12 protein-coding genes are annotated in these 14304 nt (G+C 51.9%); 4 read left to right on the top strand and 8 right to left on the bottom strand.

Going from position 1 to position 14304, the window contains the following annotated elements; all coding sequences use genetic code 11:
* Positions 1–31: 31 nt before the first annotated feature.
* Positions 32–1093, bottom strand: a complete 1062-nt coding sequence (locus tag Q1A54_RS00615; protein WP_299984251.1) for a DUF4249 domain-containing protein — start codon at positions 1091–1093, stop codon at positions 32–34.
* Positions 1094–1152: 59 nt separating this feature from the next.
* A complete protein-coding gene (locus Q1A54_RS00610) occupies positions 1153–3837 on the bottom strand; it encodes a TonB-dependent receptor (RefSeq protein ID WP_299984249.1) in 2685 nt (894 codons plus the stop codon).
* A gap of 186 nt (positions 3838–4023) precedes the next feature.
* On the opposite strand from Q1A54_RS00610, the gene Q1A54_RS00605 reads away from it, so the two are divergent.
* From Q1A54_RS00605 to uvrA, 3 genes are all read left to right on the top strand, one after another.
* Positions 4024–4419 (top strand): DUF202 domain-containing protein, encoded by a 396-nt coding sequence (locus Q1A54_RS00605; protein WP_196119178.1) that lies wholly within the window; start codon positions 4024–4026, stop codon positions 4417–4419.
* The gene (locus Q1A54_RS00600; protein ID WP_299984246.1) at positions 4416–4901 is read left to right on the top strand and encodes a DUF202 domain-containing protein; all 486 of its coding nucleotides are present in this window, start codon (positions 4416–4418) and stop codon (positions 4899–4901) included. Before Q1A54_RS00605 ends, Q1A54_RS00600 begins: the two co-directional genes overlap by 4 nt.
* A 131-nt stretch (positions 4902–5032) precedes the next feature.
* Entirely contained in the window at positions 5033–7927 is a 2895-nt protein-coding gene (gene uvrA / locus Q1A54_RS00595; RefSeq protein WP_299984244.1) for an excinuclease ABC subunit UvrA, read from the top strand.
* 65 nt (positions 7928–7992) lie between these two features.
* Here uvrA and Q1A54_RS00590 read toward each other — a convergent pair whose 3' ends face one another.
* Positions 7993–8565: a DUF4142 domain-containing protein gene (locus Q1A54_RS00590; RefSeq protein ID WP_299984242.1), complete on the bottom strand. Its 573-nt coding sequence runs from the start codon at positions 8563–8565 to the stop codon at positions 7993–7995.
* A gap of 89 nt (positions 8566–8654) precedes the next feature.
* Positions 8655–9242, bottom strand: a complete 588-nt coding sequence (locus Q1A54_RS00585; protein WP_299984240.1) for a DUF4142 domain-containing protein — start codon at positions 9240–9242, stop codon at positions 8655–8657.
* 237 nt (positions 9243–9479) lie between these two features.
* Between Q1A54_RS00585 and Q1A54_RS00580 the strand changes: the two genes are divergently transcribed.
* A complete protein-coding gene (locus tag Q1A54_RS00580; RefSeq protein WP_299984238.1) occupies positions 9480–10190 on the top strand; it encodes an ABC transporter ATP-binding protein in 711 nt (236 codons plus the stop codon).
* Here Q1A54_RS00580 and Q1A54_RS00575 read toward each other — a convergent pair whose 3' ends face one another.
* The 4 genes from Q1A54_RS00575 to rpoN form a co-directional block, all read right to left on the bottom strand.
* Positions 10191–10910: a hypothetical protein gene (locus Q1A54_RS00575; RefSeq protein ID WP_299984236.1), complete on the bottom strand. Its 720-nt coding sequence runs from the start codon at positions 10908–10910 to the stop codon at positions 10191–10193.
* A gap of 186 nt (positions 10911–11096) precedes the next feature.
* Positions 11097–11879, bottom strand: coding sequence for an enoyl-CoA hydratase-related protein (locus tag Q1A54_RS00570; RefSeq protein ID WP_299984234.1), 783 nt, complete (start codon positions 11877–11879; stop codon positions 11097–11099).
* A 65-nt stretch (positions 11880–11944) separates the two neighbouring features.
* The gene (locus Q1A54_RS00565; RefSeq protein WP_299984233.1) at positions 11945–12514 is read right to left on the bottom strand and encodes a hypothetical protein; all 570 of its coding nucleotides are present in this window, start codon (positions 12512–12514) and stop codon (positions 11945–11947) included.
* Positions 12515–12683: 169 nt separating this feature from the next.
* Positions 12684–14132 (bottom strand): RNA polymerase factor sigma-54, encoded by a 1449-nt coding sequence (rpoN, locus tag Q1A54_RS00560; protein ID WP_299984232.1) that lies wholly within the window; start codon positions 14130–14132, stop codon positions 12684–12686.
* Between the last annotated feature and the right edge of the window lie 172 nt (positions 14133–14304).

Genomic DNA, 14304 nt, shown 5'->3' with positions numbered 1-14304 from the left:
TCCTGTAAATGCATCTGATCAAATTAAAGGATTAGAAGCCGATTGGCCGTTCATTCGTCACATTCGGATATAGGAAAGTATAGCGACAATCACCAACAGGCGGCTCGTAAGGGAGACCCGGAAAGGGCGCATACAGCTGCCGTCGGATCACGATAAAATCTTCCGTCATAGCCGAGGCGCTGAAATAGCCGATCACCTGTTCTTCTGGGTTTGTAAGGCTGTACAGATTGCCATTGATACGTGCCGGAGGCGGATCAAAAATACTGCCCACGCTCGTCTGCTGCTGGTTAAAAAGTCGGAGAAACTCGTGCGCACCGGCCGTGAGCGAAAACTGCCTGATCTTGATGCGGTATTTGGTTGGGATGTCGGCCGGCACGACCACCACCGGCTGCTCAAAATAGCGGCCATTCACCAACCTGTCGTCACTTGTCACTACTTTGGTGTTAATACTACCCATATTGGACCAGCATCTCGCAGGTATGGGTGCATCACCTACATTGGTATAAAACTCGAACACGCCCTCTGTGTCCCAACGGTAGTAATTGCCTCGCTCAGATGGGTCCTGCACCTGTGCCTTTACCTCGAAGCCCACTGAACGCCGCTCTACCAGCATACCAGCCGAATTGCGCACCACATCAATAAACTGCTTGAATTCATAACTTATACCTTGTATAGGCGGCACTGGGCGTATCAGTTCAGGCCGCGACGCATATTCCCTGCCGTCAGGCAGCACGATATGCAAGGCGTAAGCCCTACCCTGTTCTACCTGATAATCGGCTGGGGCCAAGTAGTAAACCCCTTCTCTATGTCTCTCATGCAGAGGCATGCTGTTGCCCTGGTTGTCGTGTAAAGTTACAGCGGCCCCTAAGACCCGCTTCACGAGTACCTGCTGGTTTTCGCTATCGAAATCGGCTGTCCAGGAAAGCGTAACTTTATTCAGTGTTGAATCATTATGGTCTGTCACCATGCCGCTCACGACAAGCTTCGGCTCCCCGGCTTCGATCTGGAGCTCTAAAGGATCTACGCAGGCCTGTAGACAAACCATGATGAGGAGCATGGTCCAAAGCCGGTATTTTTGAAAATTGATCTGCATTTCCAGGTATAGTTTAGTTGCTTGTCCCCTGTTTGAATATCTCCTTCTGATTAGCCTCTTCATCGTGTGATCTTGAAATTGTAAGTAATGGCTGGTACTGCCGAGCCGATCACCGATAGTCTGTAGGCCTGTGGAACAGTGCCGCCGTAGGCTGGTTTGAAGAAGACCGAATAAGGGTTTTTGCGCCCGTACACGTTGTATACCGAGAAGGCCCAGCTGCTCACCCAGTTGGCGTTTCGCTTGTTGGTACCGTCTATCACAAAAGCCAGGTCCAGGCGGTGGTAGTCCGGTATGCGGTGCTGGTTGCGATCGCTATAGTTCACGATCAGCAATCCGTCGATGTAGCCAACTGACTCCGGATAAGTAATCGGTCTGCCGGTGCTGTAAGTAAAGTTGGCTGACAGACTGATCAGGCGGGTCAACTGCTGGTTCATGACCAAGGTAAGGTCATGCGGTTTGTCGAAGTTGGCCGGGAAGAAATTGCCGTTGTTGATGCGCTCTTCAGACGTAGGGCCGTTCACGCGGCGGAGCGATCTGGAGTAGGTATAGCTTGCCCAGCCGGTCAGCTTTTTACCCTTGCGGCGCATCATCAGCTCCAGCCCGTAAGCTTTGCCCTCGCCTGGCAACAGGTCCGCATCCAGTGTGTTGTTGAGCAGGAGCCGGGCACCGTCTTTATACTCTACCAGGTCGTGCAGCTTTTTGTAATAGGCTTCCGCCGAGAGTTCAATGGTATTGTCCTGCAGGTTTTTGAAGAAGCCAAGCGCCACCTGATCGCCAATCTGCGGGCGCAGGTTCGGGTTGCTCGTTTTCCAGATATCCACCGGGGAGGCGGCCGCTGTATTAGATATCAGGTGAATGTATTGCGCCATGCGGTTGTAGCCCAGCTTCACTGAGCTATTTTCGCCCAGGCTTATTTTAAGGGAAGCACGTGGCTCAAAGTTACCATACTGCTGAATAACGCCGCCATTGCTGTAGCTCAGTGTATCAATAATAGTAGACTCACGGCGTGGCGACTCCGGATCGTACACGTACACATCGCCCGGACCCAGGTTATAGTATGAAGAGTAGCGTAGTCCGTAGCTAACCGAGATTCTTGGGCTAAGGGCGTATTCGTGATCCAGGTATAGCGCGGCTTCAACGGAGCGCTCCCGCGGCATGCTGACAGGCAGCAGACTGGACAGCTCTGAGCCGGGCGTCAGGGTACCTGGACTAAATTCATACCAGGAGGACGAGGCGCCCAGGCCCATCTTATGCCGCACAGTAGGTTCGTAGTTCAGGTCTGCCTTAATCTGTTTGTACTTTATCTCTGAGTCCAAGGTATAGCTGAAGGGCTCTGTTTCGGCCTCCACGCCATAGTCATAGTCACCCACCACGCCCGTTACGCTCGACAGGAGTTTGTCATTGAAGGTATGGTTCCAGCGGGCAGTCGCGGTGGCGGTGCCCCAGGTATAGGTGGTATCAGCCCCAAAACGGAAACCATCGCGGCTCAGGTAGCCTGACACCATCAATTGATCTTTGGCACTGATCGTATAGTCGACCTTGGCATTGAAATCATAAAAATAGCCGTCGCTGTCGCGCACGGACTTGTCAGGCACATAGCGCAGTGCCAGCCCCGGGTAAGCGCCACGAGCGCCTAGCACAAATGACGCTTTGTCTTTCAGCAGCGGCCCTTCCACCATCAGGCGGCTGGCCAACAAACCGATGCCTCCGCTCAGGATCGGCGCTTTCTTGTTGCCCTCTTTTAGCTCCACGTCCAGCACCGACGAGATGCGCCCGCCATACTTGGCAGGTATACCGCCGCGATACAAGGTGACATCCTGCACCATGTCCGGGTTGAAAACTGAGAAGAAGCCGAAGAGGTGAGACGCACTGAAAAGCGGCGCCTGATCCTGCAGGATCAGGTTTTGGTCGATGCTGCCTCCGCGCACATTGAAGCCGCTGGCCCCCTCCCCTACGGTGGTCACGCCGGGCAGCGCAATTACGCTCCGCAACACGTCCACCTCTCCCAGGAAGTTAGGCATCTTGCGCACTTCCTGTATTGATAGGCGTGCCACACCCATCTCCAAACTCTCCACATTATGGTCCGGTGCTTTGGCCGATATCTCTACTTCCCGCAGCTGGTTGCTTACTTCAAACAGCTCGACATTCATGGTGCGGCTCTGCTGCAGGCCAACCCGCCGCTGGTCCTCCACCATGCCGATGGCCCGCACCCGCAAGGTATAGTTACCTGCCGGCACCGACAAGGTATACCTGCCCTGCTCGTCGGCAACAGTGCCTTTTCCAGTTTCCACGAGCAGCACGGTGGCTCCTATAAAAGGCTCGCCTGTTTTGGCACTGCGCACCTGTCCGCTCAGCGTCACAATGCGCTCAGCGGCCTGCCCTGCAGCTGCTGCCCCTGACGTCACTGTATCGGCCCGAAAAATGGAAGCCGCAGAAAGAGGCACCAGCACCACGGTGCGGTCATCGTACAGCACAAACGACAGTTGGGCTTTTTCCAAAAGTCTTTGAAAAGCACTTATGAGTGGCTCCTGCTCAAAGGTCTGGGTCACCTGTATACCTTCCACCCAGTCGTGCTGGTAAAACACGCGCAGTCTGTGCTTCTGCTGCAGGTCTTGCAGCACTGCCTTCAGGGGCTGGTTCTGATAGTTGGCCGTGATGCGTATCTGCCCGGAGTCCTGCGCCCAGGTATAGCCTGACAATAGCATCAGTACTGCGAGCAGAAAATAGTGGTAGCGTCTTTTCATAAAACGGAGGTGCGGTTGGCGTATGTGCGCAGCAGGTATAAAATATGACCACTTTGCACCTTAGCAATATATAGTTTTAACATTGAATTTGAAAATTTAGGATGTCCTTGAATTTAAAAGCTTTGGCAGGATAGCTATTACCTAAGTCCTAGAGAATCGTACATAATAACAAGAGAGCCTAAGCCTATGTCAGACGCGGACAAAGAGTTGATCAAAAAGCTCAAGAAGAAGCTGAAAGTGCAGGAGCAGAAAAACGCGGAGATACGTGACCACATGGCGGCGGAACGCACCATCTTCGCCAACGAACGTACCCTGATGGCTTACCTGCGCACGGCCATGACCATATCAGTAGGTGGTTTTGTGGCCATCAAGCTTTCCGATGACCTGTACCTGGAGATTATTGGCGTCATCCTGATTCCCATCGGCATTATACTGGGTGTTTACAGCTTTATCAGGTATAGACACAAGCAGCGTATCATTGAGAATCACCACCAGGGTTACTGCCCTACCAGTCATGAACACGAGCGGGCACACGATGACCTGCTACAGCCCGGCGAAAACGGCAAGCAGCCTTCAACGTGATAGAAACCGTTATTCGAGACTCAACCGATGACTTTACAAAAGCTGACAGCTATGCCTTCCCTCGCATTAGTTTCGTATATTTCTCAAAAAGCGAAAAAATGCAGGCGCCGGAACAAGACGAGATCAAAAAGCTGAAGAAGAAAATCCAGAAGCTCGAGAAGAAAAACTCGGAGATACGGGACGAGATGGCCATACAGCGCACCATCTTCGCCAACGAGCGTACCCTGATGGCTTACTTCCGAACGGCCATTGCGCTCATAGCCGGTGGTTTTGCCGCTATTAAGTTTTCGCAGCACGTGTATATGGAGCTGATCGGGCTTACCCTGATGCCGATCGGGATACTACTGGCTGTGTATAGCTTTGTACGCTACCTGAATAAGCAGAAACTGATCCAACGCCATCGGCAGGACTACGAACCCACAAGCCACCACCACGAGGAACTTCACGAAAAACAGGCATCACGCTACGGAAACATAGATTAAGGTAAAAGCTAAGGATAATTGCTAAAAGCTAAACCATTTAGCGCTGATCTCTGTTAAGAAGGGTTAGCATCTTCGAGTCCGGAGGAGCTGATATTTTTGTACCTTTGCTATTTAAAATCAAGCATTCCTGAATGGCTTTTAATCAAGCGCAAGACACAGCAACCGGCACCGCCACTGCCTTCTCTGAGAACGGAGAAACACAGCAGATCGAAGTATACGGTGCCCGCGAACATAATCTCAAAAACATTTCCATCAAGCTGCCCCGCTACAAGCTGGTCGTTTTTACCGGCATTAGTGGTTCGGGTAAGTCCTCGCTGGCTTTCGACACTATATACGCCGAAGGACAGCGCCGCTACATGGAAACCTTTTCGGCTTACGCCCGCTCGTTTATGGGCGGACTGGAGCGACCTGACGTGGACAAGATAGAAGGCCTTTCGCCGGTGATCTCCATCGAGCAGAAGACCACGAGCCGCAATCCGCGCTCCACAGTAGGCACCATCACCGAAATTTACGACTTCATGCGACTGCTCTGGGCCCGTACGGCCGAGGCGTATAGCTATGTCACCGGTGAGAAAATGGTGCGCCAGAGCGACGACCAGATCGTAAACCACATTCTGGAGAACTTCGACGGCAAGCGCATCGTGGTACTGGCGCCGGTGGTGAAAGGCCGTAAGGGCCACTACCGCGAGCTGTTCCAGCAGATCCGCAAGATGGGATTTATCCGTGCCCGTGTGGACGGCGAACTGATGGAGATCGCTCCGAAGATGCAGGTGGACCGCTATAAAATTCACGACATCGAGATCGTGATCGACAAGATCGTAGTGAAGGAGGAAGACCGCTTCCGTTTGTCAGGTTCTATCCAGAATGCGCTCACGCATGGCAAGGGCACAGTCCTGATCCTGGATGTGGATGCCGACAAGACGCACTTCTTCTCACGCCACCTCATGGATCCTGCCACAGGTATAGCCTATGACGATCCGGCACCGAACTCCTTCTCGTTCAACTCCCCTTACGGTGCCTGCCCGGTGTGCAATGGCCTGGGTGAGATACAGGAAATCACAGAGGAGTCGGTTATACCTGACAAGAGTCTGAGCATTCGTCGCGGAGGTATAGCTCCATTGGGTGAGTACCGAGACATCTGGATCTTCAAGCAGATCGAGGCCCTTTTCAAGCATTTCAAGGTGTCGGTTTCGACGCCGATCAAAGACCTGCCGGAGGATGTGCTAAAGGTGTTGCTTTATGGCCTGGAAGAAGAGCTGGAAGTGAATACTAAAAAAGGCAACTATGTGGTCGAGTTTGAGGGCATCGTGAACTTCTTGAAAGGACAGATGGAATCGGACTCCGACAACATCCGCTCTTGGGTAGAGGATTTTGCGCAGACCACCACTTGCCCGGAATGTAATGGTTATAGACTCAAAAAAGAATCCCTGCACTTCAAGATAGCTGATACGAATATAGGTGAGCTCTCGGTGCTGGATATCAACAAACTGGCTGCCTGGTTTGAGGGAGTGGAAGACCGCATGAACGAGCGCCAGAATGTGATTGCCCGGGAACTCCTCAAAGAGATCCGCAAACGTATAGGCTTCTTGCTGGATGTTGGCTTGGACTACCTGAGTCTGCACCGTCCTGTGAAAACACTGTCGGGTGGCGAGAGTCAGCGTATACGCTTGGCTACCCAGATCGGTACGCAGCTGGTGGGTGTGCTTTACATCATGGATGAACCGAGCATCGGTCTGCACCAACGCGACAACGAGCGCCTGATCAAAGCCCTGCAGGACCTCCGCGATTTGGGTAACTCCATTATTGTGGTGGAGCACGACAAGGACATGATCCTGCAGGCTGACTACGTGGTGGACATTGGTCCGGGCGCAGGTATACACGGTGGGCAGGTGGTAACCGCCGGCACGCCAGAAGACATGATGAAAGCCGGCACCACCACCGCCGACTTCCTGAGTAACCGCCGGGGAATAGCCGTGCCGCGTGTGAAGCGTCCGGGCACGGGTGAAGTACTGAAACTAAAGGGGGCTACCGGCCATAACCTGAAAAACGTGACACTGGAACTGCCACTCGGCAAAATGGTGTGCGTAACCGGTGTGTCGGGCAGTGGCAAGTCCTCGCTCATACATGATACGCTCTATCCTATCCTGAACACACACTTCTTCCGGGCCAAGCGTGACCCACTTCCTTATAAGAAAATTGAAGGATTGGAGCATCTTGACAAAGTGATTGAAGTAGACCAATCACCGATCGGTCGTACGCCACGATCCAACCCAGCTACCTATACGGGTGTGTTTACCGATATTCGTACGCTGTTCGCGCAACTGCCGGAGGCCAAGATCAGAGGGTATAACCCAGGTCGTTTCTCGTTTAACGTGAAGGGTGGCCGATGCGAGGCTTGCGAAGGTGCGGGTATGCGCACGATCGAAATGAACTTCCTGCCGGACGTGTACGTGCCATGTGAAGTCTGCAAAGGCAAGCGCTACAACCGCGAAACGCTGGAAGTGCGCTTCAAAGGAAAGAGCATCACCGATGTGCTGGACATGACGGTAGAGCAGGCAGTGGAGTTCTTTGAGAGTCAACCGCGCATACTGCGTAAGATACAGACACTCAACGAGGTGGGCTTAGGTTACATTACCCTCGGTCAGCAGGCGACTACCCTATCAGGCGGTGAGGCGCAGCGTGTGAAACTGGCAACGGAGCTCTCTAAGAAAGATACGGGTAAAACGCTCTACATTCTGGATGAGCCAACGACGGGTCTGCACTTCCAGGACATTGAGCATTTGAGCGAGGTGCTGCACAAATTGACTGACAAAGGCAACTCGGTGCTGATTATTGAGCACAACCTCGATCTGATCAAGATAGCCGACTGGATCATCGACATTGGGCCAGAAGGCGGCGAGGGCGGCGGTACCATTGTGGCTGCCGGCACGCCAGAGGAAATCGTCAAAAAAGGTAAAGGCTATACCGCCCGCTTCCTGAAAGAGGAGCTCAAGACCAGCCACTACCGCGAAAACGGTCAGGCTTAGGATCAGGTATAGCTCAGCATATTTGAAAAGTCCACTGCTAAGGTATAGCAGCGGACTTTTCGTTTCTAGATGCTTCCGAGTCTGTCTTCGAGTGCTTCGGCCTTCTGCAGGTGCTGCCGCAGGAGCGGCAGTTGCTTGGAGGCAAACTGCTTTACATCCATATTGATTGCGTTCTCTGCCATGTCTTCGTAGCGTTTCAACAAACGATTGTGCTCTTCGCGTATACGCTTGATATAGGCCAGGTCAAATCCTATACCTGTTTCACCACTTACCTCGTCGTATACCTTCTGATGCGAACTGCCCAGTTCGTTCGGCACCACAAATTCGCCTTGAACAGCTACATCCTGCAGGTCTTCCATCACACGGCGGTGACCTGTGCTCATCTCCTGCGCCATTTCTTTTACCTCTGGGCTGACAGCTCTCTCCAAAGCCAGGTCGCCGAGCTGCACCTGCAGCATATTTGCGCTGGTGGCCTCTGCTATGAACAGGGCATCGTTTTTCATTCCCTGCACACCGGCAGCCTCAAACTGCTCTACGCTTTGGGCGGCGGCCTGCTCTATGCTATCGTCTCCGCCACATGAAGTGCTGCCCAACAGCAACAGGGCGCTCGCCATATACACCGTAAATTTCCGAATCATACACATGGGTTTAAAACAGGAACATCTGCAACCAAAAGGGCTGCAGATGCTCAAGATAGTCTTTTTATAAAATAAATCAGAGCAAGTGCTTAGTTATTACCAAGGGCGTCTCTGATCTGCTGGGCACGATCACGATGCTGGCGCAGCTTTGGAAGTGTTTTGCTGGCAAAAGCCTTCACATCCGCATCTGCGTAGTTTTCGTCTTCTGCTACATCCTCAAACATGCTGATGTCGCTATCGTGCGCGCTCACCATTTTGTCCATATAGTTTCTGTCAAACTCAGCGCCTTGCTTGTCGCGCAAATCACGCATCTGGTCCATGTGCTCGTTGCTCATGCTGTCAGGCAGCGTGATGTTTTTGCTGGTTGCCAGCGTGCGCAGCTCGTCATTTGCCGCTGAGTGGTCCTTTACCATCATGGCGGCAAACTCCTTCACTTGTGGGTTGGTCGCACGTTCCTGCGCCAGTTTACCTGCCTCTACTTCCATCATGCTGCTGCTGGCTGCTTTGGTCACAAACTCAGAGGCCTCTACTCTGCGGTCCTCCATGGCAGTGTCCTCAAAGGTCTGTTCGGTAGCTTCCTGTGCCTGTTCTACGCTGTCGTTGCCCGAGCCGCCACAGGCCATTGTGCCGAACATAAAGGCACATGCCATTAATCCTGTTGTTGCAATTCTTTTCATAGTGTTATTTCTTGTTAATAGTAAAATAGTTTGAACAGATTGGTATACGCCCCTAATGCAATGTTGTTATATTATGTGCTTTTAATATAGTAGACACAGTCAAAAAACCGCTGTTTGGAGGATTTTTCGGGTTAAAGTGAGGAGGTATGCAGCACAGGCGGAAAAGGCTACAACCATCTCAGGCATAAAACGATATATACCTGAAACAAGCCTGCAACCCTTCTTAAGCCAAACCTTATGACACGATTCCTGGCCTTGCGCCCCACCGCAGCTTTGGTATTCTTCTATTGTTTTATGATTTGTACCGCAACCCATGCACAGGTAACGGAGCAGGAAAGGGAGGATCGTGCCGAGATGGCTAACATTGACCGGGACCATGACAAGGTATTCAAGATACACCCGCTGCACTACGGAGAAGTCTTCATTTCTTATGAAAAAGTGCGCGCACCCGGTATCAGTAACGAGTTCGGACTGAGTTATTTTTACAAACTGCACATGAAGGGCGATGGCTGGTCAACTAATATAAAGGATGTGATGGGCATCGGCATCCGGATGAGTCAGCGTTATTATACTTCTAAGAAAAAACCTGCTCCTTTCGGCTTTTTCCACGGCCCCATGTTCAGCTACCGTTTCATTGTGTTCGAGCGTAATGTGTTTGACCTGCCGGATGTGCCGCCCAGCGACCCCGATTTCAGGTATGTAGGCCGGCTCTACCAGAATGCCATAGACCTGAGCTACCACCTGGGCTACCAGTTCCGGCTGGGCCGACACTTTACCACAGAACTGTCAGGAGGACTTGGGGGACGGGTTAAGATTGCCAATGCCACCAACGGCGGAGACCTGATCAGGGAAAACATCATCGGGCATGTGGTGCATTCTGATGAAGGCGCCGTCTTCACGGTGGGACCCTCTCCGCAGCTGAATTTCTCGATCGGCTATTCCTTCTGATTACTTATTGATCTTGTTAAGCACACTGTAAGCCATTAGTTTGCCATTGCGGTAGGTTTCTGACTTGATCCAGCCGGTGCCGGGTACAAACCACTCGACCGTTTGCATACGGGTACCGGGCATTTTCATGCCCATGGCACGGGTCTGCACCTCCATGTCCTGGTTTATCTTGAAGCCTTCGTATGCACCAGCCGGCACCTCCAGCCGCTCTTTGTTGCCCACGGTGCGTCCTGTCACCTGCATTGTGATCGTACTCATGTTCTGGCCGCTGCCTTTGTCTATGACATTGATGGTGAAGCTGCCGTCTTTGAGTTGCTGCCCCGGACTTAGGGAGGCCGGGTAGTCCATGTGGTCGCCTTCCATTTTGACTTCCATGTTCTTGTAAGCTTCCATCATATCCGGGTTCATAAGCGAGCGCATGTCTATCCAGATGGAACCGTTTTCACAACCTACCTGATAGCTGCCCTCGTTGGCCATTTTGCCCTTCTCGTCATACATCTGGGTATGAACCGTAGCCTCCGATTTATTGCCGTTGCGTCGCACATCGGTTACTTTGTAAAGCATGCGGCCTGTGAGTTTGTTGCGCTGGTTGTAGTTGAGTATCTCGTACTCAGCATTTTCAGTTAGCAGCATATAGCCATTGCAGTCCTGCCCGTGTACAGGTGTCGTCAGCAACACCCACAACAGTACTATCGTGATGAGGAGAAACTGATTTTTCATAATTTTAAGCTAATTTACCCTTCGAATACTACTATATGTATACTATAACAAGTAGTTGATCGTCTATCATAACTGCAGATATGTGTGAAGGGGCTGACTGCGTGGGTAAACGGCCTAAAATTCAGGGTATAAAAAAAGCCGGACACAAGTTCCGGCTAGTAGGTATAGGTTATAAGGTGTATCGCGTTAGGCACCTGTAAAGTTCGGCTTGCGCTTCTCGTTAAAGGCAGTCACACCCTCCTTGTAGTCAGCTGAGTTACCTGCTATTTTCTGGCAGTATGCCTCATAATCCAACATCTCATCCAGAGTAGAGTTGAAGGACTTGTTAAGCATTTTCTTCATCAGACCAATGGCTTTGGTCGGTGCCACGGCGTAGCGGGCGGCCAGTTCAGCCACGGCAGCGTCCAGTTCTTCAGGCGCTACCACTTTGTTTACCATGCCGAGCTGCAGTGCTTCTTCAGCGCTTACTTTGGAGCCCAGCGTACTCAATTCGAACGCCTTAAGCGAACCCACGACACGCGGCAGAAAGAACGAAGACCCAGAGTCCAGCACCAGTCCTACGTTTACAAAAACCTCGATCATGCTGGCGGCAGTGGAAGCTATTACCAGGTCACAGGCCAAAGCAAGGGAACAACCGGCACCGGCAGCCACACCATTCAGTTTGCAGATGATCGGCTTGGGGAGGTTTCGCATCGCCCGGATGATCGGGTTATACCTTTTCTCAAGCGACTCCGACAGATCACGCTTGTCGGCACTGGCGATGGCTTTGAGGTCCTGCCCGGAGCAGAAGGCCCGGCCGGCACCCGTCAGGATAACCACCCGCACACTGTCGTCGCGGGTCACCTGCTTCAGGGCGTCCTGCAGCTCGTAGCTCTGCTTGTCGTTAAAGGCGTTGAAAACATCGGGTCTGTTCAGCGTGATGGTCGCAATGCCATCCTGCACATCATATAGCAAGCACTCGTAGTTCATGTTGTCGTTTGTTTATAGTAGAGATAACCAAAGGTATAGATAATCACCCTGAAGAGCAAAAACGGCTATAGCGCTACCAAACCCGCCATAAGCACTAGTACAAGCCCTGTCAGAAAGCCGGTATAGGCCTGCGCCGGGGTATGAGCGTGCAGCGCCAGTCTGGCCGAGAGCACCGCCCCCGATACCAGGATCAGCAATATGATAGGCATAATCAAACCTGCTTCGGGCATCAGTTTGTTCACCAGCAGAAGCACACCCAAGGCTCCTCCCAGTCCGATGCCGTGCGCACTGATCTTCCAGAAAAAGGATACGAACCAAGCCACAAAGACAGATGCTGTGATCACGGCCATTACAAAATAGAAAAGCTGATCGAAAACAGGCTCTGAGTAAAACAGGTAAGTCGTGACCGCATAGCAAAGGGCTGTGAACAGGAGTGGTTTGCTGCGCTGCTCACGCCGGTCAATCTCATATGAGTCGATAAAGCCGGTTTTGAACATCGCAAAGGCACCAAGCCCAGGCACCATGAAGGTGCTAAAGAAGACCATTCCAAGTATGATCCAGCGGCTTTGCAAAGGCAGCGAAATAGAGGAAACTGGCAGAAAGTAAAGAATGATGACGAACAGATACGTCGGCATCAGCAGTGGGTGAAACGCAACAGACAAAAAGCGGGCAAGAGAGCGGTTCAAGGAAGGCTAATTATTAATGACGAATGAATAGTGACTAAATTTTTGAGTTATCTGACAGGTATACGCTTCGCAATGAACGGCTAATTAATTATTCATCCTTATTAATTAATTCATTCTATTAAAGCTCCTTCCGCAGGCGTGCTACCGGTATGTTGAGCTGCTCGCGGTATTTGGCTACGGTACGGCGGGCTATGTTGTAGCCTTTGTCGTTCAGGAGCTTTTCTATCTTTTCGTCAGAGAGTGGCTTGCGCTTGTTCTCTTTGTCGATGATCTCTTTGAGAATATGCTTCACCTCACGGCTGCTGGCATCTTCGCCGGAATCGGTGGCGATCCCTTCGGAGAAGAAGTACTTGAGCGGATAAATACCGAACTCAGTCTGCACGGCTTTGCTGTTGGCCACACGGCTCACGGTACTGATGTCCATCCCGATCTCCTCGGCAATATCTTTCAGGATCATCGGACGCAATTGACTTTCGTCGCCTTCCAGAAAGAAATCGTGCTGATATTTAATGATGGCCTCCATGGTGCGCAGCAGTGTGTTCTGGCGCTGACGTATGGCATCGATAAACCACTTGGCAGCATCGAGCTTCTGCTTTACAAAGGCCACTGTCTCCTTCAGCTTCTTGTCCTTCTTGTCCGACTTGTCGTAGGCGTCGAACATATCGGCATAGGAGCGGCTGATGCGCAGGTCCGGGGCGTTGCGGGAGTTGAGCGAAAGCTGCAGCTGTCCGTTTTCGTTCGTCAGGATGAAGTCAGGTATAATGTACTGCACCCGCGTCATGCCGGCACCGCTGCCACCTGGCTTCGGGTTAAGTTTGATGATGACGTCGATGGCTTTTTTCAGCTCTTCTTCCGACACGCCAAACTTGCTCTGTATTTTCTGGTAGTGCTTCTTGGTGAACTCGTCAAATGAGTCTTTGATGATGCGCTCGGCCAACCGGATGGTCTCGTCCTGCTCACGGCGCTCGAGCTGCAGCAGCAAGCACTCCGGCAAATCACGCGCGCCTATACCTGCCGGGTCGAAGGTCTGGATCATGTGCAGCACCTGCTCGATCTCCTCTTCGGAGGTCATCACATTCTGCGAAAAGGCCAGGTCGTTGGCAATAGAGCTCAGGTCACGGCGGATGTACCCGTCGCTGTCGATGCTGCCAATAAGCTGCATGCCGATTGTATACTGCTTGTCGTCGAGCTCCAGGAAGCCCAGTTGGTCCATCAGGTTATCGGTGAGCGAGGTGGACATGGCGATGGGCATTTCGCGGTCATCGTCATCATCGCCACCGCGGTCGCCTTGCATCTTGTAGCCGCTTATCTCGTCGTCGTTCAGGTAGTCATTGATGTCGACTTCGTCTTTGCCATAGTCGTCATCGCTGTCGTAGTCATCTGACTCGGAGTCGCTGTATTCGTTTTCGGGCTCTTCACGGCCTTCTTCCAGGGCGGGGTTGACCTCCATTTCCTCTTTTATGCGTGCCTCCAGCTCAACAGTAGGTATCTGCAGCAGCTTGATAAATTGTATCTGCTGCGGCGATAACTTCTGGGATAAGAGTTGTCTTAAATCGAGTCGCTGCATAGTGGGTGAAAATGGATTTTGGCGCCTGTCAGTGCACCTTCAAATTTAGGATAATTTTACTTGCATTTACAAAAAAGGTTAAAATATCGTTACTTTGAGGGATTATTGGGAAAGGGGCTGCACCCAGGTGCCAACAGTGGTCAACTTGCCTGCTACAGGACTTTACCTAAGT

Source organism: uncultured Pontibacter sp. (genome assembly GCF_947502515.1).
Classification (GTDB): domain Bacteria; phylum Bacteroidota; class Bacteroidia; order Cytophagales; family Hymenobacteraceae; genus Pontibacter.
This window is presented reverse-complemented; position numbering and strand designations above follow the sequence as displayed.

What these genes read in the sequence shown, in the direction of transcription:
- Q1A54_RS00615 (WP_299984251.1), bottom strand. Translation starts at nt 1,093, where the DNA reads ATGCAGATCAATTTTCAAAAATACCGGCTTTGGACCATGCTCCTCATC.
- Q1A54_RS00610 (WP_299984249.1), bottom strand. Translation starts at nt 3,837, where the DNA reads ATGAAAAGACGCTACCACTATTTTCTGCTCGCAGTACTGATGCTATTG.
- Q1A54_RS00605 (WP_196119178.1), top strand. Translation starts at nt 4,024, where the DNA reads ATGTCAGACGCGGACAAAGAGTTGATCAAAAAGCTCAAGAAGAAGCTG.
- uvrA (WP_299984244.1), top strand. Translation starts at nt 5,033, where the DNA reads ATGGCTTTTAATCAAGCGCAAGACACAGCAACCGGCACCGCCACTGCC.
- Q1A54_RS00590 (WP_299984242.1), bottom strand. Translation starts at nt 8,565, where the DNA reads ATGATTCGGAAATTTACGGTGTATATGGCGAGCGCCCTGTTGCTGTTG.
- Q1A54_RS00585 (WP_299984240.1), bottom strand. Translation starts at nt 9,242, where the DNA reads ATGAAAAGAATTGCAACAACAGGATTAATGGCATGTGCCTTTATGTTC.
- Q1A54_RS00580 (WP_299984238.1), top strand. Translation starts at nt 9,480, where the DNA reads ATGACACGATTCCTGGCCTTGCGCCCCACCGCAGCTTTGGTATTCTTC.
- Q1A54_RS00575 (WP_299984236.1), bottom strand. Translation starts at nt 10,910, where the DNA reads ATGAAAAATCAGTTTCTCCTCATCACGATAGTACTGTTGTGGGTGTTG.
- Q1A54_RS00570 (WP_299984234.1), bottom strand. Translation starts at nt 11,879, where the DNA reads ATGAACTACGAGTGCTTGCTATATGATGTGCAGGATGGCATTGCGACC.
- Q1A54_RS00565 (WP_299984233.1), bottom strand. Translation starts at nt 12,514, where the DNA reads ATGCCGACGTATCTGTTCGTCATCATTCTTTACTTTCTGCCAGTTTCC.
- rpoN (WP_299984232.1), bottom strand. Translation starts at nt 14,132, where the DNA reads ATGCAGCGACTCGATTTAAGACAACTCTTATCCCAGAAGTTATCGCCG.